The sequence below is a fragment of the Pseudomonas syringae genome, assembly GCF_021606685.1.
In the GTDB taxonomy this organism is placed as follows: Bacteria; Pseudomonadota; Gammaproteobacteria; order Pseudomonadales; family Pseudomonadaceae; genus Aquipseudomonas; species Aquipseudomonas syringae_R.
This window is the reverse complement of record NZ_WKCB01000048.1, coordinates 1-26730: the sequence shown is the minus strand read 5'-3', so window position 1 is coordinate 26730 and position 26730 is coordinate 1. Positions and strand designations below refer to the sequence as shown.

Genomic DNA, 26730 nt, shown 5'->3' with positions numbered 1-26730 from the left:
GGACATGCCCCCTATAATGCGCGGTTCTTTACCTCCAGTTGACGATTCCCATGGCCAAGAAGCTTTACATCGAAACCCACGGTTGCCAGATGAACGAGTACGACAGCTCGCGCATGGTCGATCTGCTGGGTGAACACCAGGCCCTGGAAGTCACCGCCCGCGCCGAAGATGCCGACGTGATCCTGCTCAATACCTGCTCGATCCGCGAGCGGGCCCAGGACCGTGTGTACTCGCAGCTGGGCCGCTGGCGTGAATTGAAACTGGCCAACCCGGACATGGTAATCGCCGTCGGCGGTTGCGTGGCCAGCCAGGAAGGCGCCGCGATTCGCGACCGCGCACCGTATGTCGACGTGGTCTTCGGCCCGCAAACCCTGCACCGCCTGCCGGAAATGATCGACGCCGCACGCTTCACCAAGCTGCCGCAGGTCGACGTGTCGTTCCCCGAAATCGAAAAATTCGACCATCTGCCCGAGCCACGTATCGATGGCCCGAGCGCCTATGTGTCGGTGATGGAAGGCTGCAGCAAGTACTGCACCTTCTGCGTGGTGCCCTACACCCGTGGCGAAGAAGTCAGCCGGCCGTTTGACGATGTACTGTCGGAAATCATCCACCTCGCCGAAAACGGCGTGCGCGAAGTGACCCTGCTGGGCCAGAACGTCAACGGTTATCGCGGCCTGACCGCCGACGGTCGTCTGGCCGACTTGGCGGAGCTGATCCGCGTGGTAGCTGCCGTAGACGGCATCGAGCGTATTCGCTACACCACGTCGCACCCGCTGGAGTTCTCCGACAGCCTGATCCAGGCCCACGCCGAGGTGCCGGAGCTGGTCAAGCACCTGCACCTGCCGGTGCAATCGGGCTCCGACCGCATTTTGTCTGCGATGAAGCGCAACCACACCGCGCTGGAGTACAAATCCAAACTGCGCAAACTGCGCGCGGCGGTGCCGGGCATCTGCATCAGCTCGGACTTTATCGTCGGCTTCCCGGGTGAAACCGAGAAAGATTTCCAGCAGACCATGAAGCTGATCGAGGACGTCGGTTTCGACTTCTCCTACTCGTTCGTCTACAGCCAGCGCCCCGGCACCCCCGCCGCCGACCTGCTGGACGAAACCCCGGAAGCGCTGAAAAAAGAGCGCCTCAATGCCCTGCAGCACCGCTTGAACCAACAGGGCTTCGAGATCAGCCGACAAATGGTCGGCTCGACCCAGCGCATTCTGGTGACCGATTACTCGAAAAAAGACCCTGGCGAATTGCAGGGCCGTACCGAGAACAACCGAATCGTCAACTTCCGCTGCGACAATCCAACCCTGATCGGCCAATTCGCCGACGTACACATTGATGCAGCGCAACCGCATTCGCTGCGCGGGTCGTTGATCGAGCAATAGTCAAATCACCGCTGCTCAACATGTGGGAGGGGCGGTGCGACGATTCGACTTGCCCCCGATGGCGGTGCATCAGTATCAAATGTACTGACTGACACTCAGCCATCGGGAGCAAGCCCCCTCCCACATTTGAACCGTGCAACATTCCGATGACGTAAGTGCTTTCGCACACCGGTCACTGGCGTTATCCTCTATTTCACTTAAACAGCCAAAGGGCGGCTAAAAGCAACCTTGAACGCACCCATAGCAGAACCCCATCGTTTTCTCCTCGAGCCCTTTGAGGCTCACCGTTTCGCCAATCTGTGCGGACAGTTCGACGAGCACTTGCGCCTGATCGAACAACGCCTGGGCATCGAGATCCGCAACCGCGGCAATCAGTTCGAGCTGATTGGTGAAGCCCCGCACACTAAATCTGCAGAAAACCTGCTGCGCCGTCTCTACCGCGAAACCAAGGGTAGTGAGCTGACGCCAGAAACCGTGCACCTGTATTTGCAGGAATCGGCTGTGGAAGACTTGGCCAACAACCCTGTCGCCGAAGCCAGCGTGGCCCTGCGCACCAAAAAAGGCATGATTCGCCCAAAGGGCTTGAATCAGCAGAAGTACGTCAAGGCAATCCTCGGTAACGATATCAATTTTGGCATCGGCCCCGCCGGTACCGGCAAGACCTACCTGGCCGTGGCCTGTGCAGTGGATGCCCTTGAGCGCGAGCAAGTGCGCCGCATCCTGCTGGTCCGCCCGGCAGTCGAAGCGGGCGAAAAGCTCGGTTTCCTGCCCGGCGACCTGGCACAGAAGATCGACCCGTACCTGCGCCCGCTCTACGACGCACTGTACGAGATGCTTGGCTTTGAATACGTGGCCAAGCTGATCGAGCGCCAGGTGATCGAGATCGCCCCGCTGGCCTACATGCGCGGCCGCACCTTGAGCAACAGTTTCATCATCCTCGACGAAAGCCAGAACACGACGGTCGAGCAGATGAAGATGTTCCTGACCCGTATCGGGTTCGGCTCTACGGCCATTATCACCGGCGACATTACCCAGGTTGACCTGCCCAAGGGCACAAAGTCGGGCTTGGGCCATGTGATTGAAGTGCTCAAGGATGTGCCGGGCATCAGTTTCACGCACTTCTCGCCCAAGGACGTGGTGCGCCACCCGCTGGTGCAGCGGATTGTCGAAGCCTACGAGCGTTTCGAACACCGCGACGATGGCCTCTCCAAGGACGTTCGCCGCGATGCTTGAGCTTGACCTGCAGCTGGCCACCCAAGCGCCCGCCCCCAGCGAAGAACAGTTCCGCCGATGGTGCGCCCTGGCCCTGCGCCAGCGCACCGCCGACTCGGAGCTGACCATTCGCCTGGTGGACGAGCCCGAGGGCCGCGAACTGAACCACACCTGGCGCCAGAAGGACTACGCGACCAACGTGCTGTCGTTTCCCGCTGACGTACCCGATGAGTTGCTGGATATCCCCCTGTTGGGCGATCTGGTGATCTGCGTCGAGGTGGTCGAGCGCGAGGCCAAGGAACAAGGCAAGGCACTAGAGGCCCACTGGGCCCATCTGGTTATCCACGGCTGCTTGCATCTCTTGGGTTACGACCATATAGACGATGACGAAGCCGAGGAAATGGAAACACTGGAACAAACGTTGCTTGCAGAATTGGGTCATCCGGACCCGTATGCAGATGACGACGCTTAAAAACACTTAACTGTAACGACAAAGGATTCAGAGTAATCGCTATGAGCGAAGACCGATCGAGCAACGGGCAGAAGTCATGGCTGGGTAAACTGACCCAGGCTTTTGCCCACGAGCCGAAAAACCGCCAGGAGCTGCTGGAGCTGCTGCGCGAGGCCCATCAGAACAAGTTGCTGGACAGCGAAGCGCTGGCCATCGTCGAAGGCGCCATCCAGGTGGCTGACCTGCAGGTTCGGGACATCATGGTCCCGCGCTCGCAGATGATCAGCATCAAGGCGACCCAGACCCCACGGGAATTCCTCCCGGCCGTGATCGACTCGGCGCACTCGCGCTACCCGGTGATCGGTGAAAGCCATGACGACGTCATGGGTGTCCTGCTGGCCAAGGACTTGCTGCCGCTGATCCTCAAAGAGAACGGCGACAGCTTCAACATCAAGGACCTGCTGCGTCCGGCCACCTTCGTGCCTGAATCCAAGCGCCTGAATGTGCTGCTGCGCGAATTCCGCGCCAACCACAATCACATGGCCATTGTGATCGACGAATACGGTGGCGTGGCGGGCCTGGTGACCATCGAAGACGTGCTGGAACAGATCGTCGGCGACATCGAAGACGAGCACGACGTCGAGGAAGACAGCTACATCAAGCCGCTGCCCAGCGGTGATTTCCTGGTCAAGGCGCTGACGCCGATCGAAAACTTCAACGAGTTTTTCGACAGCGAATTCTCCGACGACGAGTTCGACACCGTCGGCGGCCTGGTGATGAGTGCGTTCGGGCATCTGCCAAAACGTAACGAAACCACTGAGATTGGCGCGTACCGCTTCCGCATCCTGAATGCCGATAGCCGTCGTATCCACTTGATCCGCTTGACCCCTATTGCCCGTTAAGGACTGACATGCGCCGTCTCACCGCACCCGGCTGGCCCGGTAATCTGCTGGCCGTGGTGGCCGGCGCCATCACCACCCTGGCGCTGGCGCCGTTTGACCTGTGGCCGTTTGCGCTGGTCGCGGTGGGCGTGTTCTACGTGGGGCTGCGGGAATTGACACCACGCCAGGCCCTGGGCCGTGGCTGGTGTTTCGGTTTCGGCCTGTTCGGCGCCGGCACCAGCTGGATCTACTACAGCATCCACCACTTCGGCGGCGCTTCGGTGCTGCTGGCTGGGTTCTTGATGCTGCTGTTCACCGCCGCCATCGCCTGGTTCTTCGCCCTGCCCGCCTGGCTGTGGGCACGCTGGCTGCGCCGCAACGAAGCGCCGCTGGCCGACGCCCTGACGTTTGCCGCGCTGTGGGTGGGCCAGGAAGCCTTTCGTGGCTGGTTCCTCACCGGTTTCCCGTGGCTGTACTCCGGCTACAGCCAACTCGACGGCCCCCTCACTGGCCTGGCACCAGTGGGCGGCATGTGGCTGATTTCCTTTGCCCTGGCGCTCACAGCGGCGCTGCTGTGCAACCTGCCGCGTTTACTGGCGAGCAAGCGCAACGCCTTTATCGGCGCGGGCCTGGTGTTGCTGGTAGCGCCCTGGGCCATTGGCCTGGCGCTCAAGCATCACGCCTGGACCAGCCCCTCCGGCGCGCCACTGAGCGTGGCCGCGATCCAGGGCAACGTCGAACAAAGCATGAAGTGGGACCCGGAGCAGCTCAATGCGCAGCTCGCGCTGTACCGCGACATGAGTTTCAGCTCCAAGCCGGTCGACCTGCTGGTGTGGCCGGAAACCGCCGTCCCGGTGCTCAAGGAGTCCGTCGAGGGCTACCTGGGCATGATGGGCAAGTTTGCCGCCGACCGGCACACCGCACTGATCACCGGCGTACCGATTCGCCAGGAAGTGCATCACCAGAAGCGCTATTTCAACGGCATCACGGTGGTGGGCGAAGGTGACGGCACGTACCTGAAACAGAAGCTCGTACCCTTTGGCGAATACGTGCCGCTGCAAGACATGCTGCGCGGGTTGATTGCGTTCTTCGACCTGCCGATGTCGGACTTCGCCCGTGGCCCCGCCGACCAACCGATGTTGCAGGCCAAGGGCTACCAGATCGCGCCGTTCATTTGCTATGAAGTGGTGTACCCGGAGTTCGCCGCAGGCCTGTCGGCCCAGAGCGATTTGCTGCTGACCATCAGCAATGACACCTGGTTCGGCCGCTCTATCGGCCCTCTGCAGCACCTGCAAATGGCCCAGATGCGCGCATTGGAAGCCGGCCGCTGGATGATCCGCGCCACCAACAATGGCGTGACCGGCCTGATCAACCCGTTTGGGCAAATCACCGTGCAGATCCCGCAATTCGAGCGCGGGATCTTGTACGGCGAAGTGGTGCCAATGCATAACCTCACGCCGTATCTGCAATGGCGGTCATGGCCGTTGATCATTGTGTGCCTGGCGTTGTTTGGCTGGGCGCTGCTGGCGGGCCGGATGGCCAAGACGGTCTAAAGGCGAAACACAAAACAATGTGGGAGCGGGCTTGCTCGCGAATGCGGTAGATCAGTCAGAGATGCAGTGGCTGATAAACCGCTTTCGCGAGCAAGCCCGCTCCCACATTTGATTTGCGTCGCTACCTATAAAACACCCGATACCCCACCTGCCCCACTGCCTCGTTGATCAACTGCCCGCTCTGCCATACCGACTTGAATTCCGGCATCCAGCCGCCCAGTGGCCGGGCGTTATCCACGCCCAGAAACCCCACCGGCGCCGGAACCACGGTAAAGCCGGCCTTCTCAAAGCTCCACACCGCACGCGGCATATGCCAAGCCTGTGTCACCACCACCACACGCTTGATGCCCTCGGGCAGCAGAATCTCGGCACTCATCTGCGCATTTTCCCAAGTCGTGCGGCTGCGTTCTTCCTTCCAGCGCACGGTCACGCCAAAGTCATCCTGCATCGACACCGCCATCAGCTCTGCCTCGCTGGGCGGCGTGCCGTAATGCAAACCGCCCGTGGTCAACACCGGCAGCCCCGACGCCTTTGCCAGCCGCGCGGCATAGCGCTGGCGCTCCAGGCCGGTACCGGTCGGTTGGTCGGCGCCCCACGCCGGGTCACCGCGCTCGCGGCCCGAGCCCAACACCACAATTGCGTCGGCGCGCTGGGCCAGGCTCGACCAGTCTGCACGGGCCAGCGGCGCTTCTGTTTCCAGGGCGCGCGCGCCCCACTCGACCATCACCGGCAGGCTGATCAGCCACATGCCGCCCAGTCCAAGGACGAAGCAGCAACCGGCCAGGCGGGGGCGGCTGCGACGAAACCACCAGGCAAAGGCCAGCAGCAGCAAAAGAATGCCGGGCGGCAAGAGCAGTTGTTTGATGAAGTAACGAATAGGCATCGGGCATCTCCAAAGATGCCCGAAGCCTAAGGTGTAACGGGGTTTAGCGACAATCTTTACAGTGCAATGGCGCGGTGATGCCGTTCTGGTGCGGTGAATTACTGGTAGCGGGCGGACCGGAGCTTTTCCGGGCCACGACCGGCCGACAAATCCTTGAGCCACACCACCTTGGCTGAGTGCGCAGGTTCTTTGGCTGGCGGGGTTGCCACCCAAGGAGGCGCACTGCGCCGATTTCGTTCCAGATACGCTTTGATCAGTTCCAGCTCTGCGCGGCTCAGGCCACGCAGCTCAACTTCGACAGGCCGCTCATCACGCAATCGGCCCGCTGTCCTCGCTGCATCCAATGCACGACCCAATCGGTCGATCAGTCCCTCGTAGATATCCGGTTTCGTTGCGATTCGCTGCGATTCAACCATCCCCTCACCTCATTGAAGATATGACTCACTCCCCAATAAACAGCGTAGTCCCCATGGCTGCACCTGCCTGGTGCCGCGACAGACGGCCTCGCCCGCGCAATCAGGGTTTCCCTCGATAGAGTGGGGTCATGTATGCTACGGCGCTTCCTGTAACTCCACTTCCCGCAGGGTTTGGGCACGGACGCGCCGCTTTTTGGTGTCGATCAACCTGAACGTTGCACCGAAGAGGATTAGGCCACCCCTATTCAGTTCAAAAGTAGCCATGCACGAACAATATCAGCCCCGTGAAATAGAAAATGCCGCCCAGTCGTTCTGGGACGAGCAAAAGTCCTTTGAAGTCAGTGAACAGCCGGGCAAGGAGACTTTCTATTGCCTATCGATGTTCCCTTACCCCAGCGGCAAGCTACACATGGGGCACGTGCGCAACTACACCATCGGTGACGTGATTTCCCGCTACCAGCGCATGCAAGGCAAGAACGTCCTGCAACCCATGGGTTGGGACGCCTTCGGCATGCCGGCGGAAAACGCCGCGATGAAAAACAACGTAGCCCCAGCCAAGTGGACCTACGAAAACATCGCCTACATGAAGACCCAGCTGCGCAGCCTGGGCCTGGCGGTGGACTGGTCCCGTGAAGTGACCACCTGCAAGCCGGACTACTATCGCTGGGAACAATGGCTGTTCACCCGCCTGTTCGAAAAAGGCGTGATCTACAAGAAAAGCGGCACCGTGAACTGGGACCCGATCGACCAGACCGTCTTGGCCAACGAACAAGTGATCGACGGTCGCGGCTGGCGTTCCGGCGCGCTGATCGAAAAGCGCGAAATCCCGATGTACTACTTCAAGATCACCGCCTATGCGGATGAGCTCTTGTCGAGCCTCGACGACCTGCCGGGCTGGCCTGAACAGGTCAAGACCATGCAGCGCAACTGGATCGGCAAATCCAAGGGCATGGAAGTGCAGTTCCCGTACAACGTCGACTCCATCGGCGAAGCGGGCGCACTCAAAGTCTTCACCACCCGTCCGGATACCCTGATGGGCGCGACCTACGTCGCCGTGGCCGCCGAACACCCGCTGGCTACCCAGGCTGCACAGAACAATCCTGAGCTGCAGGCGTTTATCGCCGAATGCAAAGGCGGCAGCGTGGCTGAAGCCGACGTCGCCACCCAGGAGAAAAAAGGCCTGCCGACCGGCCTGTTCGTCGAGCACCCACTCACCGGTAAAAAGCTGCCGGTATGGGTCGCCAACTACGTGCTGATGCACTACGGCGATGGCGCCGTAATGGCAGTGCCGGCTCACGACGAGCGCGATTTCGAATTCGCCACCAAGTACAACCTGCCGATCAAATCCGTGGTGCGCACCAGCTCGGGCGACACCAACCCGGCCCCGTGGCAAGACGCCTACGGCGAGCACGGTGAGCTGATCAACTCCGGCGAGTTCGACGGCCTGGACTTCGCTGGCGCCTTCGACGCCATTGAAGTCGCCCTGATCAAGAAAAACCTCGGCGCCTCGCGCACCCAGTTCCGCCTGCGTGACTGGGGCATCAGCCGCCAGCGCTACTGGGGCTGCCCGATCCCGATCATCCACTGCGAAACCTGCGGTGACGTGCCGGTGCCGGAAGACCAATTGCCGGTCGTGCTGCCCGAAGACGTGGTGCCGGATGGCGCCGGTTCGCCGCTGGCGCGCATGCCAGAGTTCTACGAATGCAGTTGCCCGAAATGCGGCCAGCCTGCCAAGCGTGAAACCGACACCATGGACACCTTCGTCGAGTCGTCGTGGTACTACGCGCGCTACGCCTCGCCGCACTATGAAGGCGGTCTGGTGGAAAAAAACGCAGCCGATCACTGGCTGCCGGTGGACCAATACATCGGCGGTATCGAACACGCCATCCTGCACCTGCTGTATGCGCGCTTCTTCCACAAGCTGATGCGTGACGAAGGCCTGGTCAGCTCCGATGAGCCGTTCAAGAACCTGCTGACCCAAGGCATGGTGATCGCCGAGACTTACTATCGCCGCGAAGCCAATGGTGCCTACACCTGGTTCAACCCGGCGGACGTCGAGCTTGAGCGTGACAGCAAAGCCAAGGTCATCAGCGCCAAACTGAAATCCGACGGCCTGCCGGTGGAAATCGGCGGCACCGAGAAGATGGCCAAGTCCAAGAACAACGGCGTCGACCCACAGTCGATGATTGATCAGTTCGGCGCAGACACTTGCCGCCTGTTCATGATGTTCGCTTCGCCGCCTGACATGAGCGCCGAATGGTCGGACTCCGGCGTCGAAGGCTCGCACCGCTTCCTCAAGCGCGTCTGGCGCCTGGCGCACGCCCATGTCAGCCAGGGCCTGCCGGCCAAGCTGAATGTGGCCGCCTTGAGCGAAGAGCAAAAAGTCATTCGCCGCAGCACCCACCTGGCCATCAAGCAAGCCAGCCAGGACGTCGGCCAGAATCACAAATTCAACACCGCCATCGCCCAGGTGATGACGCTGATGAACGTGCTGGAAAAAGCGCCGCAAGCCACTGAGCAGGACCGCGCGCTGGTTCACGAAGGTCTGGAAACCGTCACGCTGTTGCTAGCCCCGATCACGCCGCATATCAGCCACGACCTCTGGAGCCGCCTGGGCCACAGCGACGCGGTCATCGATGCGCGCTGGCCGGTGCAGGACGACAGCGCCCTGGTCCAGGACACGCTGCAGCTGGTGATCCAGGTCAACGGTAAACTGCGTGGCCAGATCGACATGCCGGCTACCGCCAGCCGCGAGGAAGTCGAAGCGGCCGCACGCGTCAACGAGAACGTGCTGCGCTTTACCGAAGGCCTGACGATCCGCAAAGTGATCGTGGTGCCTGGCAAACTGGTCAATATCGTCGCTAGCTAATCGGATCGGGCGCAGGGCTTGAGCCCTGCGCCGAACAAAGCCTTCAGGGCCTCGATAAGGCCCACATGGTTTCAAGGGGAGCAACAAAATGATCAAACGCAATTTGCTGGTTATGGGCCTTGCCGTGCTGCTGAGCGCTTGCGGCTTCCAGCTGCGGGGTACCGGTACCAACGAAATCGCGCTCAAGGAACTGGACGTCAGTGCCCGCGATACCTACAGCGATACAGTCACCCAGCTGCGTCAGGTCCTGGAAAACAGCGGCGTTCACGTCTATAACGGCGCGACCTACAAGCTGTTCCTCGCGGACGAGAAACAAACCCAGCGCAGCATGAGCTACGCCAGCGCCGGCCGTGCATCCGACGTGGAACTGAGCACCGTGCTCAGCTTTGAAGTCCAGGGCCGCGACCACCTGCCTCTGATGGCTGACACCATCCAGGTGCAGAAAATCGTCAGCCACGACGGCAACAACCTGGTGGGCTCGGACTCCGAAGTCCAGCAAGTACGCAAGGAAATGCGCCGCGAGCTGGTACAGCGCATGATCCTGCGCCTGTCGATGCTGACTCCGGAACAACTGGAAACCTTGCAGCAACGCGCTGACGACAAGGCCAAAGCCGATGCCGACGCGCTGAAAGCCGCAAAAGAGTACGAAGACAACACGCCGAAACAATCGCCTGTTGAAGTACCTGTCGAGTAAGCCATACGGGGCGCCCCGCGCGCCCCGTTCGCCCTGCCTATGAAACTCGCCCCCGCCCAACTCGCCAAACACCTGCAAGGTGCTCTCGCGCCCGTCTACATTGTCAGCGGTGATGACCCGTTGCTGTGTCAGGAAGCCGCAGACGCCATTCGCAGCGCCGCCCGCCAGCAAGGCTTCGATGAACGCCAGGTCTTCAGCGCCGACGCCAGTTTCGACTGGGGTACGTTGCTGCAAGCCGGTGCGAGCATGTCGCTGTTTGCCGAAAAACGCCTGCTGGAACTGCGCCTGCCTTCGGGCAAACCGGGCGACAAAGGCGCAGCCGCCCTGATGGAATACTGCTCGCGCCCCGCCGAAGACACGGTGCTGCTGATCAGCCTGCCCAAGCTCGACGGCAGCGCGCAGAAAACCAAATGGGGCAAGGCCCTGGTGGAAGGGACGCAGACCCAGTTCATCCAGATCTGGCCGGTGGACAGCAACCAGCTGCCGCAGTGGATTCGCCAGCGCCTGTCGCAAGCCGGGTTGTCCGCGACGCAAGACGCCGTCGAACTCATCGCGGCCAGGGTCGAGGGCAACTTGCTGGCTGCCGCCCAAGAGATCGAAAAGCTCAAGCTGATGGCCGAAGACGGGCAGATTACCGTCGAAACCGTCCAGGGCGCCGTGGCCGACAGTGCACGCTTTGACGTGTTCGGGCTGGTGGATGCGATCCTCAATGGCGAACCGGCTCACGCCCTGCGCATGCTCGAAGGCCTGCGCGGTGAGGGCGTTGAACCACCGGTGATCCTGTGGGCCCTGGCCCGGGAGCTGCGGGTGCTGGCCAATATTTCGTTGCAATTCAGCCAGGGCATTCCGCTGGACAAGTGTTTCAGCCAGGCCCGCCCGCCGGTGTGGGACAAGCGCAAACCCTTGATGAGCAAAGCCCTGCAGCGGCACTCGGCGCAACGCTGGGCACAACTGTTGCTGGAAGCACAGCGCATCGATGCACAGATCAAAGGCCAGGCGGCTGGCTCGCCGTGGATGAGCCTGAGCCGTTTGTCGCTTTTGATGTCTGGGCAGCGCCTGGCATTGCCTGCTGAATAACCCTTTCTCAAAACCACTGCTGTTCAAATGTGGGAGGGGGCTTGCCCCCGATAGCAGAGTGTCAGGCACTTATCTGTCACTGATACACCGCTATCGGGGGCAAGCCCCCTCCCACATTTTGACCGTATTTACATTTCCACAAATTCGACGGGCTTTACACCGGCCTGGCTTAGGCAGATTATTTGCGCCGTTCCACCCACCCCACGAGAGCATCGACCATGAGCAAAAAGCCATCCAAGCATGGCCCCAACAAGGCCAAATCCATCATCGCCCAGCCACTGTTCCGCAGCCGTCAGGAACGCGCCGGCAAGGGCAAAGGCAGCTACCGCCGCGAAGCCTTCCAGTCTAATAGCTGGGAGGCTTCTTACTTTCTGGCTGCCTGAAGGCAAGCGCCCCTCTGGCATGATAAGGTCTGCACCTGATTTGTAATCCCTGGACCTGTGCATGCCCTCTAGTCTTTCCCGTCGTTGGCACCTTCGCCAACTGATCGCTGCCTCCAGCCTCATTCTGCTAGTCGCCTGCGCGGAAAAACCCACCGCCGCCGACGCGCAACCCCTGCCCAAGCTTCAGACCGCCCCAGTGGTAGCGCCCGCTGTCGTGGCCCCGCTGGCCGTGGACAATCTCGATATCCAACCGACCCAGACCTTTGCCGAATGGCAGGCTGGCTTTCGCGTGCAAGCCTTGCAAGCGGGCATCACCGCCGCTGTTTTCGATAACGCTTTCGCCAATGTCACCCCCGACATGGCGGTGATTCGCGCCGACCGCAGCCAGCCGGAGTTTTCCCGCCCAGTGTGGGAATACATCGACGGCGCCCTGTCGCCGGTGCGCGTGCGCAATGGCCAGGCACTGCTGATCAAGTACGCCGACATCCTGCAAAGCATCGAGCAACGCTATGGCGTCGACCGCCAGGCGCTGGTGTCGGTGTGGGGCATGGAGAGCAACTTCGGCCAGTTCCAAGGCAACAACTCGGTAATCCGCTCGCTCGCGACCCTGGCCTACGAAGGCCGTCGCCCCGGCTTTGCGCAGGCGCAACTACTGGCGGCGCTGCAGATCATCCAGCATGGCGACATCCAGGCAGACCAGATGAAAGGCTCCTGGGCCGGGGCCATGGGCCAGACCCAGTTCATCCCCACGACTTACAACACCCACGCGGTGGACTTCGACGGTGACGGCCGCCGCGATATCTGGAACAGCCCGGCCGACGCCCTCGCCTCCACCGCGCATTACCTGCAAAGCTCTGGCTGGCAGAAAGGCCAGCCGTGGGGCTTTGAAGTCAAGCAACTGCCGGCGAACTTCGACTACGCCCTGGCCGATGGCGGTATCCGCAAAAGCGTGGCTGAGTGGCTGAAGCTGGGCATCCAGCTGCCAACGGGCGCCAGCATGCCGCCGAACGTCGACCAACTGTCTGCCGCCCTGCTGCTGCCGGCTGGCTACCGTGGCCCGGCGTTCCTGGTGCTGGATAACTTCCGCGCGATCCTCAAGTACAACAACTCGTCGTCTTATGCATTGGCGGTGGGGCTGCTGTCGGAGCGCTTTGGCGGCGGCGGTGTGATTCGCGGCGATTGGCCCAAGGATGAGCTGCCACTGAGCCGCTCCCAGCGTATGGACCTGCAGACGGCGCTGAGCGCCAATGGCTATGACGCCGGCAACCCGGACGGGATTATCGGCGCCAACACGCGCAAGGCGATTCGTGCAGCGCAGCAGGCACTGGGCTGGCCGGCGGACGGCTATCCGACGGTGAAGTTGCTGGAGTCGCTGCAGAACCGCTGATTGGCAAGGCCGCTATTGTGGCGAGCGGGCTTGCCCGCGTTGGGCCGCGAAGCGGCCCCAATAGAGCCAAAGCGATTTTCTTGAAAGAATTCGGTGTCCGGTTTTAGGGCTGCTTCGCAGCCCAACGCGGGCAAGCCCGCTCGCCACAGCCACTCAGCACTGGTATCAGGGTTTGAACACCACATCCTGCTCCAGCACCAGCCGCTGCTCCCCCGCATCCAACCGCACCAACGCGCCCATCGGCAACGTGAGGTTCGGGTCGCAATGCCCGCTGCGCCAACCGGACAACACCGGAATGCACAACGGTTCGAAGGTCTGCTTCAGCAGGCGCTCCAGCGCAACACTGTCGACACCCGCCACATCCCCCACCAACACACCGGCTACCTTGTCCAGCTTGCCAGCCAGGCGCAAATGGGTCAGCAGGCGGTCGATCCGGTAGATCGGTTCGTTGACGTCCTCGATAAACAGGATGATGCCGTCGGCGTCGATTTCGTATTCAGTGCCCATCACCGCCGCAATCATCGACAGGTTACCCCCCAGCAGTCGCCCACAGGCAATGCCAGGCTCAATCGTGGTCAACGGGTAGGCAACCGGGTGCGCCAACAGGCTGCCGGCGCCCAGCTGGCCGCGTAGCAGGCTGAATAACGAGGACTCGGTAGGTTGTTGCTTGTCGCCCAACAGGTCGGCATTGAGCATCGGCCCGTGGAAGGTCACGAAACCGGCGTGGCGGCTGATCGCCAGGTGCAAGGCGGTGATGTCGCTGTAGCCTACGAACGGCTTGGGGTTGGCCCGCAGCAGGTCGAAGTCCAGGCTGTCGAGCAGGCGTGGCGTGCCGTAGCCGCCGCGCAGGCAAAAAATGGCATCGATTTCGGGGTCGGCGAAGGCGGCGTGCAGGTCACGCAGGCGCACCGTGTCGCTGCCCGCGAGGTAGCCGTCGCGCTCGTACACACCGCCGAAAATCCGTAACTCGTAGCCACGCGCGCGCATCCATTGCCCGGCTTTTTCCACATCCAGCGCGGCAGGGCCGGCGGGGGCTATCAGGCCGATGGTGCCTTCAGGCCTAAGGGCTGGAACGGCGGCAGTCATACATAACTCTCCCTAGTTAACCCGGAACGAAATGTGGGAGGGGGCTTGCTCCCGATAGCGGTGTATCAGTGACAGATAAGTGCCTGACACCCTGCTATCGGGGGCAAGCCCCCTCCCACATTGGATCTGCGGTGCTACACAGATCTTAAGAAACCAGGCTTGCCTTGACCAGCTTGGCCTGCTCGTCGGCGTGATACGAGGAGCGTACCAGCGGGCCCGAGGCCACGTTCTTGAAGCCCATCTTGTAGCCTTCCTCGGCGAACCAGGCGAAGGTGTCCGGGTGCACGAAACGCTGCACCGGCAAGTGGCTGCGGGACGGTTGCAGGTACTGGCCGAGGGTGAGCATGTCGATGTCGTGTTCGCGCATGCGCTTCATGACTTCGATCACTTCTTCGTCGGTTTCGCCCAGGCCCAGCATCAGGCCGGATTTGGTCGGAATGTGCGGCATCATCTGCTTGAATTTCTGCAGCAGGGTCAGCGACCACTGGTAGTCCGACCCCGGACGCGCGGCCTTGTACAGGCGCGGCACGGTTTCCAGGTTGTGGTTGAACACATCCGGCGGCTCGGCGGCGGTGATTTCCAGCGCCACGTCCATGCGGCCACGGTAATCCGGGACCAGGGTTTCGAGCATCACGTTAGGCGACAGCTTGCGGATTTCGCGGATGCAGTCGGCAAAGTGCTGGGCACCGCCGTCACGCAGGTCGTCGCGGTCTACCGAGGTGATCACCACGTACTTGAGTTTCAGGTCGGCGATGGCGATAGCCAGGCTTTCCGGCTCATTGACGTCCAGTGGCTTAGGACGGCCGTGGCCGACGTCGCAGAACGGGCAACGACGGGTGCAGATGTCGCCCATGATCATGAAGGTCGCGGTGCCGCCGGAGAAGCACTCGCCCAGGTTCGGGCAGGACGCTTCTTCGCACACGCTGTGCAGCTTGTGCTTGCGCAGCAGCGCCTTGATACGGTCGACTTCCGGCGAAACCGGGATGCGCACGCGGATCCAGTCAGGCTTTTTCGGCAGTTCGGTGGTCGGAATGATCTTCACCGGGATGCGTGCAACCTTCTCGGCGCCGCGCAGCTTGACGCCGGCTTCCACCTTGGCACGCGGGGCCGGGGCCGGACGCTCGGTGATGTCCAGCGTCGGGATCATGGTTTGCACTGCATCAGTAGTCATAATCAGTCGATTCCGCCCGTGAGGGTCGTCTGCTCAGCATAGTCGAGGTGTTTGACGAGCTGCGCGCGCAGCCGGGCACTAACCTCGGCAAATTTAATCGGTGTGGCGTGCTCGCTCAGTTGGGTCATCGCCAACCCCGCGTACCCACAAGGGTTGATCCGTCGGAACGGCGCCAGGTCCATGTCTACGTTCAAGGCCAGGCCATGAAACGAACAACCGTGGCGAATGCGTAAACCGAGGGACGCGATTTTCGCGCCTTGCACATACACACCGGGTGCATCGGGCTTGGCCGCGGCGGTCACGCCGTAACTGGCCAGCAGCTCGATGAGGCAAGCCTCCATGCGGCTCACGAGGTCGCGCACGCCAAAACCCAGCTTGCGCACATCCAGCAACAGATAAGCCACCAGTTGACCGGGGCCATGGTAAGTCACTTGACCCCCACGGTCGACCTGCACCACCGGAATATCACCCGGCAGCAACAGATGCTCAGCCTTGCCGGCCTGGCCCTGGGTGAAGACCGGCGGGTGTTCGACCAGCCAGATTTCATCGGGGGCCGACGTGCCGCGCTCATTGGTGAAGCGCTGCATGGCGTGCCAGACGGGCTCATAGGCCATCTGGCCGAGCTCGCGAAAGCCCAGGACCTGTGACATCACAACACCATGTGCACGAAGCCGGTGGCCCGCAGCTCACTGTTGATGTTGTAGAGCTGGTCCTGATCCGTCGCAACGATGTGCAACTGGATCGTGGTGTATTTGCCGGTGGAGCTTTGACGCTCATCCACGCGGTTGTCGTTGATCGTCGCGTATTTGCGCACGATTTCCAGAATCTTGTCCTTGCGGCCCACGCCGGTATCGCTGATCACCTTGACGGGATAATCCGTCACAGGGAATTCGATCTTGGGCGCCTTTACTTCTACTTCTTTATCGGTCATGGCGTAACGGCCTCGTAAGCGTAAGCCGTGGCGACGGGCAAAGCCCCGCGTCGGATCAACGCGGGGCTTTGCAGGTGCACACTATCAGTTGAACAAGCTGTAGAAGAATAGACGGATGCTATCCCACACGCGGCGGAAGATACCACCTTCGTCGACGGCGTCCAGCGCGATCAGGTCGGCGCTGTGCACCACCTTGTCGTCCAGCTTCACTTCGACTTTACCGATCACGTCGCCCTTGGCGATTGGCGCAACCAGTTGCGGGTTCATGGTCATGCTGGCAGCAAGCTTTTTCAGCTGGCCTTTAGGCATGGTCAGGGTCAGGTCTTCAGCCAGGCCGGCCTTGACTTGCGAGGTTGCGCCTTTCCAAACCGGCGCGGTCGCAAGCTCTGCACCCTTCTGATAGAAGGTCTGGGTTTCGAAGAAGCGGAAACCGTAGGTCAGCAGTTTTTGCGTCTCGGCCGCACGGGCCTGCTCGCTGTTGGTGCCGAAAACCACGGCAATCAGGCGCTGGCCGTCACGCACGGCGGACGACACCATGCAGTAGCCGGCTTCTTCGGTGTGGCCGGTTTTCAGACCGTCGACGGTCTTGTCGCGCCACAGCAGCAGGTTGCGGTTAGGCTGCTTGATGTTGTTCCAGAAGAATTCCTTCTGGGAGTAGATCGCGTAGTGCACCGGGTCAACCCGGATGATCGCGCGCGCCAGGATCGCCATGTCGTGAGCCGACGAGTAGTGCTCTGGGTTCGGCAGACCGGTCGGGTTCATGAAGTGGCTGTTGGTCATGCCCAGGTCAGTCACGGTTTTGTTCATCATGTCGGCGAACGCATCTTCGCTGCCGGCGATGTGCTCGGCCAGCGCCACGCTGGCGTCGTTACCGGACTGGATGATGATGCCGTGCAGCAGGTCGCTCACGGTCACTTGCGAACCGACCTTGATGAACATGCGCGAACCGCCGGTACGCCAGGCGTTTTCGCTGACGGTAACCGGGTCGTTCTCGCCGATCTGGCCGCGACGAATTTCCAGGGTCGCGATGTAGGCGGTCATCAGTTTGGTCAGGCTGGCCGGTGGCAGGCGCTGGTCACCGTTGTTCTCGACCAGCACGTTGCCGCTGGCGGCATCCATGAGGACCCAGGCCTTGGCAGCCAGTTGCGGGGAAGCCGGCACCATTTCAACCGCCCAGGCGGCCGGGGTGATGATCAGCGAAAGAAGCAGGCACGTGCGTTTGGCTAAGGTGGTGATGTTCATCCGTCTCTCGAAATTGCTTATGGAAACTTGCCCTCGCGGGCAAAACTTATTCAGACAGCCCGCTACCAGACTGTCACGTGTTCGGTTGCCCGCTCACCCCTTGCCCCTGGGTTTTTGTTGTTCAACGAGCCAACAACCACGGCTCAGGCCCGCGTGCGGGCCTGAACCATCAATGCTTTATTATTCGGCGGTGACCACGCTGGGTTGCCCCAGGTTGGCCAGGCGCACGCTGTTCTGTACTTGCGCGACTTCGCTCGGCGAGCTGATCGGGCCCATGCGCACACGGTGCAGGGTCTGCTGGTTACGCACGATGGAACTGATGAAAACCGGCGCGTTGACCATGCCGCTGAGCTTGGACCTTAACAGTTCTGCCGCATCCGGGTTGGCGAAAGCGCCCACCTGCAGGTACTGACCGCCCACTGTAGACGCGCCAGGCGCTGCATGCGGGACCACGACGGTGTCCGGTGCGTGCTGCGCCGGCGGCGGCGTCCACTGTTCGATCTTGCCGGTCGACGCGGTCACTTGCGGCTGCTGGGTTTGCGGCTCGTTGAGCATCAACGGCGCCGGCTTGCCACGCTGCGCCCAATACTGCGCAGGGTCGATACCTTCGACCTTGACGCGCGCGGTGCCGGTTTCGGCGTAACCGAGTTTCTTCGCGGCGGCGTAGGACAAGTCGATGATCCGGTCCGAATAGAACGGCCCACGGTCGTTGACGCGCAGGATCACCGTGCGGTTGTTGTCCAGGTTGGTCACGCGTACATAGCTGGGCAGCGGCAAGGTCTTGTGCGCCGCGCTCATGCCATACAGGTCATACACTTCGCCGTTGGCGGTGTTCTGGCCATGGAACTTGGTGCCGTACCAGGACGCCGTGCCCGATTGCACGTAAGTCTTGGACTCCTGCAACGGGAAGTAGCTCTTGCCCAGCACGGTATAGGGGTTGGCCTTGTACGGACCGGTGTGCAGGGTTGGCGTAGCGTCCGGGATCTTCGACACGTCGACATCCCACCACGGCGCGCCGTCTTTGTGCGCGCGGTTGATGTCCAGCCCCGGCTGGGACCGCACGGCCGTGCCGCCGGACTTGGGCGCCGGACCACGGCTGGTGGAACAACTGACGACCAGCAGGGACAACGCGGCGAACGCCACCAGCTTGAGCGGTTGATTGAACGGCGATGCCCGCATTACTTGTTGCCCCGTGCTTGGACCAGCATGTCTGACAGCTGATGCACGGCCATGGCGTACATCACACTGCGGTTATAACGCGTGATTGCGTAGAAATTCTTCAGGCCCATCCAGTATTCAGGGCCGTTTTCACCTTCGAGGCGGAATGCCGTGACCGGCATCTCATCGCGTGGCGCATTCTGACTCGACCAGCCCAACGCCCGCAACTCCCCGACCGTCTTGGCCGGTTCGATACCCTGGGTCAGGCCTTCATCGGCACGCTCCCCGCTGACCTCGGCGCGCAGCACCACCGGTTCACCGGCCATCCAGCCGTGGCGCTTGAAGTAGCTGGCCACACTGCCGATCGCGTCGTCCGGGTTGCTCCAGATATTGATGTGGCCGTCACCGTCGAAATCCACCGCATACGCGCGAAAGCTGCTCGGCATGAACTGCGGCAAGCCCATCGCCCCGGCGTACGAACCCTTGAGGCTCAGCGGGTCGACTTGTTCTTCGCGGGCCAGCAGCAGGAATTCGCGCAGCTCCTTGCGGAAGAAGTCGGCGCGCGGCGGGTAATCGAAGCCCAAGGTCGACAAGGCGTCGATCACCCGGTAGCTGCCGGTGTTGCGCCCGTAAAAGGTTTCAATGCCGATAATCGCGACGATCACCTGGGCCGGTACGCCGTATTCCTGCTCGGCGCGGGCCAGTACCGCCTCGTGCTGGCGCCAGAAGTCCACGCCCCGGGCCACGCGGGCGTCGGTGAGGAACATCGGGCGGTATTCTTTCCACTGTTTCACGCGCTCGGCGGGGCGCGAGATGGCGTCGAGGATCGCCTGCTTTTTCTGGGCTTCGCGAAACACGCCCATCAGCTGTTCACCGGCAAAACCGTAGTCGCGGGTCATTTCACCGACAAATTCGGCGACCTGGGGTGAACCATCGTAGTCACCGGCCTGCGCCTCTTGCGTCGCGCCCAGCAGCCCAATCAGGCCCATCCAGGACGCGTGCCGAGTCGCCCAGCCGCGCATTACTTGCATTGACATCTTCACCTTATTCAAACCTGTGCGATCCATTTGCGATGCGTATGAATCGACATCAAAACCCCAAACGCTGACAGCAATGTCACCAGCGAAGTTCCGCCGTAGCTAATGAACGGCAACGGCACCCCAACCACCGGCAGCAGGCCACTGACCATACCGATGTTGACGAAAACGTAAACAAAAAAAGTCATGGTCAAGCTACCGGCGAGCAATTTGCCGAACAAGGTTTGCGCCTGTGCGGTGATCACCAACCCGCGCCCAATCAACAGCAGATAAATCAGCAACAGCGCGCAAATGCCCACCAGGCCGAACTCTTCGCCCAGTACCGCAATAATGAAGTCGGTGTGGCTCTCGGGCAAAAAGTCCAAATGCGACTGCGTGCCCAGTAACCAGCCCTTACCAAATACTCCGCCGGAACCGATGGCCGCCTTCGACTGGATGATGTTCCAGCCGGTGCCAAGCGGGTCACTTTCCGGGTCGAGGAAGGTCAGGATCCGCTGCTTCTGGTAGTCGTGCATAAAGAAGAACCACATGGCCACGGCCACCGGCACGGCGGCCGCCAGCACGCTGAGGATCCAGCGCCAGCGCAACCCGCCCATAAACAGCACGAACGCACCGCCGGCCAGAATCAGCAGCGAGGTGCCAAGGTCGGGCTGGCGCACGATCAGGATGAACGGCACGCCGATCAGGATCAGGCTGATGCCCACATGCTTGAGCTGCGGCGGCAAGGTGCGCTTGGACAGGTACCAGGCGATGGTCGCGGGCATCAGGATCTTCATGAATTCCGACGGCTGGAAGCGAATCACCCCCGGAATATTGATCCAGCGGGTCGCGCCCATGGCGTTGTGGCCCATCACGTCGACCACCACCAGCAGCAACACCCCGGCGACGTAGCCGAGCGGCACCCAGCGCGCCATGAAACGCGGTTCCAGCTGGGCGATCACCACCATCGACAACAGGCCCAGGCCGAACGAGGACGCCTGCTTGATCAGCAAATCCCAGTTCTTGCCGCTGGCCGAATACAGCACGAACAGGCTGCCGGCCGCCAGGGTCAGCAACAGAATCAATAGCGGGCCATCAATGTGCATGCGCTGCAGTAACGTCGCGCGGCGACGCATCACATCCTCGCTGGAGAGGATGCGGTCAAAATTACTCTTCACTGGCCGTAACCTCGGTGGTGCTTGAAGGGGGGCCGCCATATTCGGGCTTGAGCCTGCCGTCGTCGGCCAACAGCCAGGCGTCCATCACTTGGCGCACCACGGGGGCGGCGACGCCGGAGCCGGACTCGCCGTTCTCGACCATCACCGCCACCACGATTTTCGGGTCGTCCGCCGGGGCAAAGCCGACAAACAAGGCGTGGTCACGGTGGCGCTCCTGAACCTTGGAGCGGTCGTATTTCTCGCCCTGCTTGATCGCGACCACCTGGGCCGTACCGCTCTTGCCGGCGATCCGGTATTGCGCGCCGATCGCCGCCTTGCGTGCCGTGCCACGTGCACCGTGCATTACCTGCTGCATGCCGTGGTTGACCTTGGTCCAGTCGGACGGGTCGCGCAGCACGATGTCGGGGATCGGGTTTTCATCCACAGGCCGCTCGCCTTCGACAGTCTTGGCCAGGTGCGGGCGATTCCAGATACCTTTATTGGCCACCAACGCCGTGGCCTGGGCCAGCTGCAAAGGCGTGGCCTGCATATAACCCTGGCCAATCCCGAGAATCAGGGTTTCGCCCGGGAACCACGCCTGTCGACGGGTCGCACGCTTCCACTCACGCGATGGCATCAGGCCAGGGGACTCTTCGAACATGTCCAGGGAGACTTTTTGCCCCAGGCCGAATTTGCCCATATAAGCCGACAAGCGGTCGATGCCGAGCTTATGGGCCAGGTCGTAAAAATAGGTGTCGTTGGAGCGCATGATCGCGGTGTCCAAATCGACATAGCCGTCACCGGTGCGGTTCCAGTTACGGTATTTGTGATCGTAGTTGGGCAGCATGTAGTAGCCCGGGTCGAACACACGGCTGGAGGCCGTGACCACACCCGCGTCCAGGCCGGCAATCGCCACCGCCGGTTTGATCGTCGACCCCGGCGGATAAAGGCCGCGCAGTACGCGGTTGAACAACGGGCGGTCGATGGAATCGCGCAGCTCGGCGTACGCCTTGAAGCTGATGCCGGTCACGAACAGGTTGGGGTCGAAACTCGGTTGGCTGACCATCGCCAGCACTTCGCCGGTTTTCGGGTCCAGTGCCACCACGGCGCCACGTCGACCGCCCAAGGCCATCTCGGCTGCTTCCTGCAGCTTGATGTCCAGGCTCAGCACGATGTCCTTGCCCGGTACCGGGTCGGTGCGCTTGAGCACCCGCAGCACGCGGCCACGGGCGTTGGTCTCGACCTCTTCGTAACCCACCTGGCCGTGCAGCTCGGGCTCGTAGAAACGCTCGATGCCGGTTTTGCCGATGTGGTGGGTGCCGCTGTAATTGACCGGATCGAGGCTTTTCAGCTCTTTCTCGTTGATGCGCCCCATGTAACCGACGGAGTGCGCAAAATGCGGCCCTTGCGGGTAATGGCGCACCAACTGCGCCACCACTTCCACACCCGGCAGGCGGAACTGGTTCACTGCGATCCGCGCGATCTGCTCTTCGGTCAGCTCAAACAGGATCGGCACCGGCTCGAAGGGCCGGCGCCCCTGCTTCATGCGTTTTTCGAAGATCACCCGGTCTTCCGGGGTCAGCTGCAGCACCTCGACGATCACATCGAGGATCTGCTGCCAGTCGCCGGAACGCTCGCGGGTCATGCTCAGGCTGAAGCTGGGGCGGTTGTCCGCGACCACCACGCCATTGCGGTCGAAAATCAGCCCACGGGTCGGCGGAATCGGCTGCACATGCACCCGGTTGTTTTCCGACAATGTGGAGTGATAGTCGTACTGGATCACCTGCAGGAAATACAGGCGCGCAATCAGCACGCCGATCAGCCCGACCACTAGAAACGCACCAAATACCACGCGAGCGCGTACCAGGCGTGCGTCTTTCTCGTGGTCCTTGATGCGGATCGGCTGGGTCATCGGGAGGGGCGCAGATTATTTGTGGTAAGGGTGCCCGGACAGAACTGTCCAGGCGCGATACAGCTGTTCACCGATCAGAATTCTTACCAACGGGTGCGGCAACGTCAGCGCCGACAGCGACCAGCGCTGGTCCGCCCGCGCACAGACTTCCGGCGCCAGCCCCTCGGGGCCACCGACCATGAAGTTGACCGTACGCGAATCCAGGCGCCAGCGATCCAGTTCCACCGCCAGTTGCTCGGTGCTCCAGGGCTTGCCGTGCACTTCGAGGGTGACGATGCGCTCGTTGGGGCCGACCTTGGCCAGCATGGCTTCGCCTTCCTGATGGATAAAGCGCGCCACATCGGCATTCTTGCCCCGGGTATTGAGCGGTATCTCTACCAGTTCCAGCGAAAGCTCGGCGGGCAGACGCTTGGCATATTCATGCCAGCCTTCTTCTACCCACTTGGGCATGCGTGAACCGACAGCAATCAGACGCAGGCGCACAGCCGTTCCTTATTCCTGGTCTTTGTTCAGCTTGTCGAAGTGCGCGTGGCCCACTTCCGGGCTGTGGTGCTTGCCATCGGCGGCACGGCTCTGCTCGGCGCCTTTCCACAGACGCTCCAGGTCGTAGAACTGACGGGCGTTGGAAGTCATCATGTGAACGATCACGTCGTCCATGTCCAGCAGCACCCAGTCGCTGTCGCCCTTGCCTTCTTCACCCAGTGGCTTGACGCCTTGGGCTTTGACGGCTTCGCGAACCTTGTCCAGCATCGCGCCGATCTGGCGGTTGGAGGTACCGGTAGCGATGATCATGAAGTCGGTGATGCTCTGCTTGTCGCGCACGTCCAGGACTTGAATGTCCTGAGCCTTAACGTCTTCCAGGGCGGCAACGGCCACTTTCACCAGCTCTTCGCCAGCCAGTTCCGGGCCAACGTGGGCTTCGACCGGCAGTGGCGCGCTTTTGAACGTGCCTTTGCGCTTAACTTTGCTTACGTCTTTGTTCGTCATAAAAAACTCGTTTTGCTCGTATGTTCGGGCGCTTGCTGCACGAATGTTCGTGCGTTCAAGCGCGCCTTTTCAGTTCGACGCACGGTAAAGCCCGTGCGCATCGATGTAGGCCAGGACCGCGTCAGGCACCAGGAAACGTACCGACTTACCGCTGGCCAGCAGTTGACGGATCTGGGTGGCAGACACCGCAAGCGGGGTCTGCCAGACGAATGCAATATTCCCGTTCGGCCCGGTCAGGGCCAAGGGGTCACTTACCGACCGCGCGGCCAGCAGGTTGCGCAAGGCATCCGGCGGTTCGCTGTCGGCATCCGGGCGTTGCAAAACCAGGATGTGGCAATGCTGGAGGAGTTCCTCCCAGCGATGCCAAGAGGGCAGGCCGCAAAATGCGTCCCAGCCCAAAAGCAGAAACAACTGGTCGTCCGCGGCCAACTCGGCGCGCATCAGTTCCAGGGTGTCGACAGTGTAGGACGGTTTATCGCGTTTGAGCTCACGATCGTCCACCACCAGCGGCGGTATGCCGGTTACGGCAAGGCGCACCATCTCGAGGCGCTGTTGCGGTGACACTTGTGGCGTGTCGCGATGCGGCGGCCGCGCATTGGGCATCACGCGCAACTCATCCAGCCCAAGGGCGTCCGCGACTTCCAGGGCACTGCGCAAATGGCCGATGTGCACGGGGTCGAAGGTGCCGCCGAGCAGCCCGATGCGTTTAGCCATCAAGTGCGCACATGACCGTCGCCGAACACCACGTACTTCTCGCTGGTCAGGCCTTCGAGACCAACCGGGCCGCGTGCGTGGAGCTTGTCGGTGGAAATGCCGATCTCCGCGCCCAAGCCATACTCGAAGCCGTCGGCAAAACGCGTGGAGGCGTTGACCATCACCGAAGCGGAATCCACTTCGTTGAGGAAGCGCCGGGCGTCGCTGAAATGCTCGGAAACAATAGCGTCGGTGTGCTTGGAACCGTAGGTGTTGATGTGTTCGATGGCCTCGTCCAGGTCGTCGACAATCTTGATCGACAGGATCGGCGCCGTGTACTCGGTGTACCAGTCCAGCTCGGTCGCCTCGATCACGTCCGCACCCAGCAGCGCACGGGTACGCTCGCAACCGCGCAGCTCAACGCCCTTGTCGCGATAGATGGCAGCCAGCGGCGGCAGCACGCGCTCGGCAATGCCAGCGTGCACCAACAGGGTTTCCATGGTGTTGCACGGGGCGTAGCGGTGGGTCTTGGCGTTGTCGGCGATGCGGATCGCCTTGTCGATATCGGCAGCGATGTCGATGTACACGTGGCACACGCCGTCCAGGTGCTTGATGACCGGCACCTTGGCATCGCGGCTGACGCGTTCGATCAGGCTCTTGCCACCACGCGGCACGATCACGTCGACGAATTCCGGCATGGTGATCAGCGCGCCCACGGCGGCGCGGTCGGTGGTTTCCACCACTTGCACCACTTCGGCGGGCAACTCGGCCACGGCCAGGCCCTGCTGAATGCAGGCGGCAATGGCGCGGTTGGAATTGATCGCCTCGGAACCGCCACGCAGGATGGTCGCGTTGCCCGACTTGAGGCACAGGCTCGCAGCGTCGATGGTCACGTTCGGGCGCGACTCATAAATGATGCCGATCACGCCCAGCGGCACGCGCATCTTGCCGACCTGGATGCCGGACGGCAGGTAGCGCATATCGCGGATCTCACCGATGGGGTCAGGCAGCTTGGCCACCTGACGCAGGCCTTCGATCATGTCGTCGATACGCGCCGGGGTCAGCGCCAGGCGATCCAGCAGGGCCGGTTCCAGGCCATTGGCTCGACCGTTGGCCAGGTCCAGTTCGTTGGCGGCGGTCAGCTCGGAGCGCGAAGCATCCAGAGCGTCGGCGGCCGCAAGCAGGGCACGGTTCTTCTGCGCGGTGCTCGCGCGGGCGATCAACCGCGAGGCCTGCCGGGCAGCGCGACCCAGGCGGGTCATGTAGTCAAGAACGGACTCAGTCATGGTCAGGGAGTCTTGGCAAAGAGGAAAGCGGCAGATTATAGCTGTGACGCCGCCCGACTGACAGCGGTGAGGGGCGGATGGTCGAAATGAACTGTAAAAAGTTGGGGTTCAGCAGTAATTAAGGTGCGAGTTGTTATTATTCGGTCACATTTAGCCGTATTTACCCAGACCGCCATGTCCAGCTTTTCGCCGCAACTCCCCGCCAGCGCCCTGCCCGACAGCTTCTTCGACCGCGATGCGCAAATTCTTGCGCGTGAATTGCTGGGCAAAGTCATCCGCCATCGCGTCGGCGATACCTGGCTTTCAGCGCGAATTATTGAAACCGAAGCCTATTACGTGGCCGAAAAAGGCAGCCACGCCTCACTCGGCTACACAGAAAAGCGTAAGGCTTTGTTTCTGGACGGTGGCCATATCTACATGTACTACGCCCGTGGCGGCGACTCGCTGAACTTCAGCGCGCAAGGTCCGGGCAATGCCGTGCTGATCAAGTCGGCCTATCCGTGGGTCGACGAGGTGTCCGGCCCAGCGAGCCTGGCGCAGATGTTATTGAACAACCCGGCCGCCGACGGCAGCCCCCGCCCCTCGCAGAAACTCTGCGCCGGGCAGACGCTGCTGTGCAAAGCGCTGGGCCTGAAAGTGCCGATGTGGGACGCCAAGCGCTTCGACCAGGAACTGCTCTACGTCGAAGACGTGGGCCAGGCGCCTACGCAGATTATCCAGACCACCCGCCTGGGCATCCCCAGCGGCCGTGACGAACATTTGATGTACCGCTTCGTCGATGCGGGCTACGCGCCCTATTGCACGCGGAACCCGCTGCGCCGGGGCCAGGTCGAAGGCCGGGATTATTTTTTGATTTGAATTGAGACGGCTGCTCTTGCTGGAAAACGATATCCGCCACACAGC

The 26730-nt window shown here is 61.7% G+C and carries 26 protein-coding genes; 11 read left to right on the top strand and 15 right to left on the bottom strand.

Annotated elements, in window-relative coordinates:
- The first annotated feature begins 50 nt into the window (after positions 1 to 50).
- The 5 genes from miaB (at position 51) to lnt (ending at position 5479) form a co-directional block, all read left to right on the top strand.
- On the top strand, positions 51 to 1382 hold the full coding sequence (miaB, locus tag GIW02_RS18140; RefSeq protein WP_236413406.1) for a tRNA (N6-isopentenyl adenosine(37)-C2)-methylthiotransferase MiaB: 1332 nt from the start codon (positions 51 to 53) through the stop codon (positions 1380 to 1382).
- 228 nt (positions 1383 to 1610) lie between these two features.
- A complete protein-coding gene (locus tag GIW02_RS18135; protein ID WP_236413403.1) occupies positions 1611 to 2615 on the top strand; it encodes a PhoH family protein in 1005 nt (334 codons plus the stop codon).
- Positions 2608 to 3066 (top strand): rRNA maturation RNase YbeY, encoded by a 459-nt coding sequence (gene ybeY, locus GIW02_RS18130; protein WP_236413401.1) that lies wholly within the window; start codon positions 2608 to 2610, stop codon positions 3064 to 3066. Before GIW02_RS18135 ends, ybeY begins: the two co-directional genes overlap by 8 nt.
- Before the next feature lie 41 nt (positions 3067 to 3107).
- Positions 3108 to 3947, top strand: coding sequence for an HlyC/CorC family transporter (locus tag GIW02_RS18125; RefSeq protein WP_005791724.1), 840 nt, complete (start codon positions 3108 to 3110; stop codon positions 3945 to 3947).
- 8 nt (positions 3948 to 3955) lie between these two features.
- Complete coding sequence (gene lnt / locus GIW02_RS18120) at positions 3956 to 5479, top strand: apolipoprotein N-acyltransferase (RefSeq protein WP_236413399.1); 1524 nt, start codon at positions 3956 to 3958, stop codon at positions 5477 to 5479.
- Between the two features lie 121 nt (positions 5480 to 5600).
- Here the strand turns inward: lnt and GIW02_RS18115 are convergent, their stop codons facing one another.
- A complete protein-coding gene (locus GIW02_RS18115; protein WP_236413397.1) occupies positions 5601 to 6362 on the bottom strand; it encodes an ElyC/SanA/YdcF family protein in 762 nt (253 codons plus the stop codon).
- Between the two features lie 98 nt (positions 6363 to 6460).
- The gene (locus tag GIW02_RS18110; RefSeq protein ID WP_236413386.1) at positions 6461 to 6778 is read right to left on the bottom strand and encodes a hypothetical protein; all 318 of its coding nucleotides are present in this window, start codon (positions 6776 to 6778) and stop codon (positions 6461 to 6463) included.
- Positions 6779 to 7040: 262 nt separating this feature from the next.
- Here GIW02_RS18110 and leuS point away from each other — a divergent pair, with 262 nt between their 5' ends.
- The 5 genes from leuS to GIW02_RS18085 all read left to right on the top strand — a co-directional run bounded on the left by leuS (position 7041) and on the right by GIW02_RS18085 (position 13188).
- Positions 7041 to 9647, top strand: coding sequence for a leucine--tRNA ligase (leuS, locus tag GIW02_RS18105; RefSeq protein ID WP_236413376.1), 2607 nt, complete (start codon positions 7041 to 7043; stop codon positions 9645 to 9647).
- An 88-nt stretch (positions 9648 to 9735) separates the two neighbouring features.
- The gene (locus tag GIW02_RS18100) at positions 9736 to 10341 is read left to right on the top strand and encodes an LPS assembly lipoprotein LptE (protein WP_236413374.1); all 606 of its coding nucleotides are present in this window, start codon (positions 9736 to 9738) and stop codon (positions 10339 to 10341) included.
- Between the two features lie 39 nt (positions 10342 to 10380).
- Entirely contained in the window at positions 10381 to 11418 is a 1038-nt protein-coding gene (gene holA, locus GIW02_RS18095; RefSeq protein WP_236413365.1) for a DNA polymerase III subunit delta, read from the top strand.
- A 218-nt stretch (positions 11419 to 11636) separates the two neighbouring features.
- Positions 11637 to 11801 carry an alternative ribosome rescue factor ArfA gene (gene arfA, locus GIW02_RS18090; RefSeq protein ID WP_003176285.1) on the top strand — a complete coding sequence of 55 codons (165 nt, stop codon included), beginning with the start codon at positions 11637 to 11639 and terminating at the stop codon, positions 11799 to 11801.
- Positions 11802 to 11862: 61 nt separating this feature from the next.
- A complete protein-coding gene (locus tag GIW02_RS18085) occupies positions 11863 to 13188 on the top strand; it encodes a lytic murein transglycosylase (protein WP_236421961.1) in 1326 nt (441 codons plus the stop codon).
- 165 nt (positions 13189 to 13353) lie between these two features.
- Here the strand turns inward: GIW02_RS18085 and GIW02_RS18080 are convergent, their stop codons facing one another.
- The 13 genes from GIW02_RS18080 to GIW02_RS18020 form a co-directional block, all read right to left on the bottom strand.
- Positions 13354 to 14274 carry an LD-carboxypeptidase gene (locus GIW02_RS18080; RefSeq protein ID WP_236419194.1) on the bottom strand — a complete coding sequence of 307 codons (921 nt, stop codon included), beginning with the start codon at positions 14272 to 14274 and terminating at the stop codon, positions 13354 to 13356.
- Positions 14275 to 14419: 145 nt separating this feature from the next.
- Positions 14420 to 15421 carry a lipoyl synthase gene (lipA, locus tag GIW02_RS18075; RefSeq protein WP_057444888.1) on the bottom strand — a complete coding sequence of 334 codons (1002 nt, stop codon included), beginning with the start codon at positions 15419 to 15421 and terminating at the stop codon, positions 14420 to 14422.
- Between the two features lie 26 nt (positions 15422 to 15447).
- Entirely contained in the window at positions 15448 to 16095 is a 648-nt protein-coding gene (lipB, locus tag GIW02_RS18070) for a lipoyl(octanoyl) transferase LipB (RefSeq protein ID WP_236419195.1), read from the bottom strand.
- A complete protein-coding gene (locus GIW02_RS18065) occupies positions 16095 to 16376 on the bottom strand; it encodes a DUF493 domain-containing protein (protein ID WP_025858241.1) in 282 nt (93 codons plus the stop codon). The genes lipB and GIW02_RS18065 overlap by 1 nt, the downstream gene beginning before the upstream one ends.
- Before the next feature lie 84 nt (positions 16377 to 16460).
- The gene (locus tag GIW02_RS18060; RefSeq protein ID WP_236419196.1) at positions 16461 to 17618 is read right to left on the bottom strand and encodes a D-alanyl-D-alanine carboxypeptidase family protein; all 1158 of its coding nucleotides are present in this window, start codon (positions 17616 to 17618) and stop codon (positions 16461 to 16463) included.
- Positions 17619 to 17798: 180 nt separating this feature from the next.
- Positions 17799 to 18797: a septal ring lytic transglycosylase RlpA family protein gene (locus GIW02_RS18055; RefSeq protein WP_236419198.1), complete on the bottom strand. Its 999-nt coding sequence runs from the start codon at positions 18795 to 18797 to the stop codon at positions 17799 to 17801.
- Positions 18797 to 19807: a lytic murein transglycosylase B gene (gene mltB, locus GIW02_RS18050; RefSeq protein WP_236419202.1), complete on the bottom strand. Its 1011-nt coding sequence runs from the start codon at positions 19805 to 19807 to the stop codon at positions 18797 to 18799. Before mltB ends, GIW02_RS18055 begins: the two co-directional genes overlap by 1 nt.
- 17 nt (positions 19808 to 19824) lie before the next feature.
- On the bottom strand, positions 19825 to 20928 hold the full coding sequence (rodA, locus tag GIW02_RS18045; protein WP_163003192.1) for a rod shape-determining protein RodA: 1104 nt from the start codon (positions 20926 to 20928) through the stop codon (positions 19825 to 19827).
- Between the two features lie 31 nt (positions 20929 to 20959).
- Positions 20960 to 22861 (bottom strand): penicillin-binding protein 2, encoded by a 1902-nt coding sequence (gene mrdA, locus GIW02_RS18040; RefSeq protein WP_236419312.1) that lies wholly within the window; start codon positions 22859 to 22861, stop codon positions 20960 to 20962.
- Between the two features lie 15 nt (positions 22862 to 22876).
- Positions 22877 to 23344 carry a 23S rRNA (pseudouridine(1915)-N(3))-methyltransferase RlmH gene (rlmH, locus tag GIW02_RS18035; protein WP_236419310.1) on the bottom strand — a complete coding sequence of 156 codons (468 nt, stop codon included), beginning with the start codon at positions 23342 to 23344 and terminating at the stop codon, positions 22877 to 22879.
- Positions 23345 to 23353: 9 nt separating this feature from the next.
- Positions 23354 to 23848: a ribosome silencing factor gene (gene rsfS / locus GIW02_RS18030; protein WP_003176298.1), complete on the bottom strand. Its 495-nt coding sequence runs from the start codon at positions 23846 to 23848 to the stop codon at positions 23354 to 23356.
- Between the two features lie 69 nt (positions 23849 to 23917).
- The gene (gene nadD / locus GIW02_RS18025; RefSeq protein ID WP_236419307.1) at positions 23918 to 24562 is read right to left on the bottom strand and encodes a nicotinate-nucleotide adenylyltransferase; all 645 of its coding nucleotides are present in this window, start codon (positions 24560 to 24562) and stop codon (positions 23918 to 23920) included.
- The gene (locus GIW02_RS18020; RefSeq protein WP_236419305.1) at positions 24562 to 25827 is read right to left on the bottom strand and encodes a glutamate-5-semialdehyde dehydrogenase; all 1266 of its coding nucleotides are present in this window, start codon (positions 25825 to 25827) and stop codon (positions 24562 to 24564) included. Before GIW02_RS18020 ends, nadD begins: the two co-directional genes overlap by 1 nt.
- A gap of 174 nt (positions 25828 to 26001) precedes the next feature.
- Here GIW02_RS18020 and GIW02_RS18015 point away from each other — a divergent pair, with 174 nt between their 5' ends.
- Positions 26002 to 26685: a DNA-3-methyladenine glycosylase gene (locus tag GIW02_RS18015; protein ID WP_236419303.1), complete on the top strand. Its 684-nt coding sequence runs from the start codon at positions 26002 to 26004 to the stop codon at positions 26683 to 26685.
- Positions 26686 to 26730 lie beyond the last annotated feature (45 nt).

What these genes read in the sequence shown, in the direction of transcription:
- miaB (WP_236413406.1), top strand. Translation starts at nt 51, where the DNA reads ATGGCCAAGAAGCTTTACATCGAAACCCACGGTTGCCAGATGAACGAG.
- ybeY (WP_236413401.1), top strand. Translation starts at nt 2,608, where the DNA reads ATGCTTGAGCTTGACCTGCAGCTGGCCACCCAAGCGCCCGCCCCCAGC.
- GIW02_RS18125 (WP_005791724.1), top strand. Translation starts at nt 3,108, where the DNA reads ATGAGCGAAGACCGATCGAGCAACGGGCAGAAGTCATGGCTGGGTAAA.
- lnt (WP_236413399.1), top strand. Translation starts at nt 3,956, where the DNA reads ATGCGCCGTCTCACCGCACCCGGCTGGCCCGGTAATCTGCTGGCCGTG.
- GIW02_RS18115 (WP_236413397.1), bottom strand. Translation starts at nt 6,362, where the DNA reads ATGCCTATTCGTTACTTCATCAAACAACTGCTCTTGCCGCCCGGCATT.
- GIW02_RS18110 (WP_236413386.1), bottom strand. Translation starts at nt 6,778, where the DNA reads ATGGTTGAATCGCAGCGAATCGCAACGAAACCGGATATCTACGAGGGA.
- leuS (WP_236413376.1), top strand. Translation starts at nt 7,041, where the DNA reads ATGCACGAACAATATCAGCCCCGTGAAATAGAAAATGCCGCCCAGTCG.
- GIW02_RS18100 (WP_236413374.1), top strand. Translation starts at nt 9,736, where the DNA reads ATGATCAAACGCAATTTGCTGGTTATGGGCCTTGCCGTGCTGCTGAGC.
- holA (WP_236413365.1), top strand. Translation starts at nt 10,381, where the DNA reads ATGAAACTCGCCCCCGCCCAACTCGCCAAACACCTGCAAGGTGCTCTC.
- arfA (WP_003176285.1), top strand. Translation starts at nt 11,637, where the DNA reads ATGAGCAAAAAGCCATCCAAGCATGGCCCCAACAAGGCCAAATCCATC.
- GIW02_RS18085 (WP_236421961.1), top strand. Translation starts at nt 11,863, where the DNA reads ATGCCCTCTAGTCTTTCCCGTCGTTGGCACCTTCGCCAACTGATCGCT.
- GIW02_RS18080 (WP_236419194.1), bottom strand. Translation starts at nt 14,274, where the DNA reads ATGACTGCCGCCGTTCCAGCCCTTAGGCCTGAAGGCACCATCGGCCTG.
- lipA (WP_057444888.1), bottom strand. Translation starts at nt 15,421, where the DNA reads ATGATCCCGACGCTGGACATCACCGAGCGTCCGGCCCCGGCCCCGCGT.
- lipB (WP_236419195.1), bottom strand. Translation starts at nt 16,095, where the DNA reads ATGTCACAGGTCCTGGGCTTTCGCGAGCTCGGCCAGATGGCCTATGAG.
- GIW02_RS18065 (WP_025858241.1), bottom strand. Translation starts at nt 16,376, where the DNA reads ATGACCGATAAAGAAGTAGAAGTAAAGGCGCCCAAGATCGAATTCCCT.
- GIW02_RS18060 (WP_236419196.1), bottom strand. Translation starts at nt 17,618, where the DNA reads ATGAACATCACCACCTTAGCCAAACGCACGTGCCTGCTTCTTTCGCTG.
- GIW02_RS18055 (WP_236419198.1), bottom strand. Translation starts at nt 18,797, where the DNA reads ATGCGGGCATCGCCGTTCAATCAACCGCTCAAGCTGGTGGCGTTCGCC.
- mltB (WP_236419202.1), bottom strand. Translation starts at nt 19,807, where the DNA reads ATGCAAGTAATGCGCGGCTGGGCGACTCGGCACGCGTCCTGGATGGGC.
- rodA (WP_163003192.1), bottom strand. Translation starts at nt 20,928, where the DNA reads ATGCGTCGCCGCGCGACGTTACTGCAGCGCATGCACATTGATGGCCCG.
- mrdA (WP_236419312.1), bottom strand. Translation starts at nt 22,861, where the DNA reads ATGACCCAGCCGATCCGCATCAAGGACCACGAGAAAGACGCACGCCTG.
- rsfS (WP_003176298.1), bottom strand. Translation starts at nt 23,848, where the DNA reads ATGACGAACAAAGACGTAAGCAAAGTTAAGCGCAAAGGCACGTTCAAA.
- nadD (WP_236419307.1), bottom strand. Translation starts at nt 24,562, where the DNA reads ATGGCTAAACGCATCGGGCTGCTCGGCGGCACCTTCGACCCCGTGCAC.
- GIW02_RS18020 (WP_236419305.1), bottom strand. Translation starts at nt 25,827, where the DNA reads ATGACTGAGTCCGTTCTTGACTACATGACCCGCCTGGGTCGCGCTGCC.
- GIW02_RS18015 (WP_236419303.1), top strand. Translation starts at nt 26,002, where the DNA reads ATGTCCAGCTTTTCGCCGCAACTCCCCGCCAGCGCCCTGCCCGACAGC.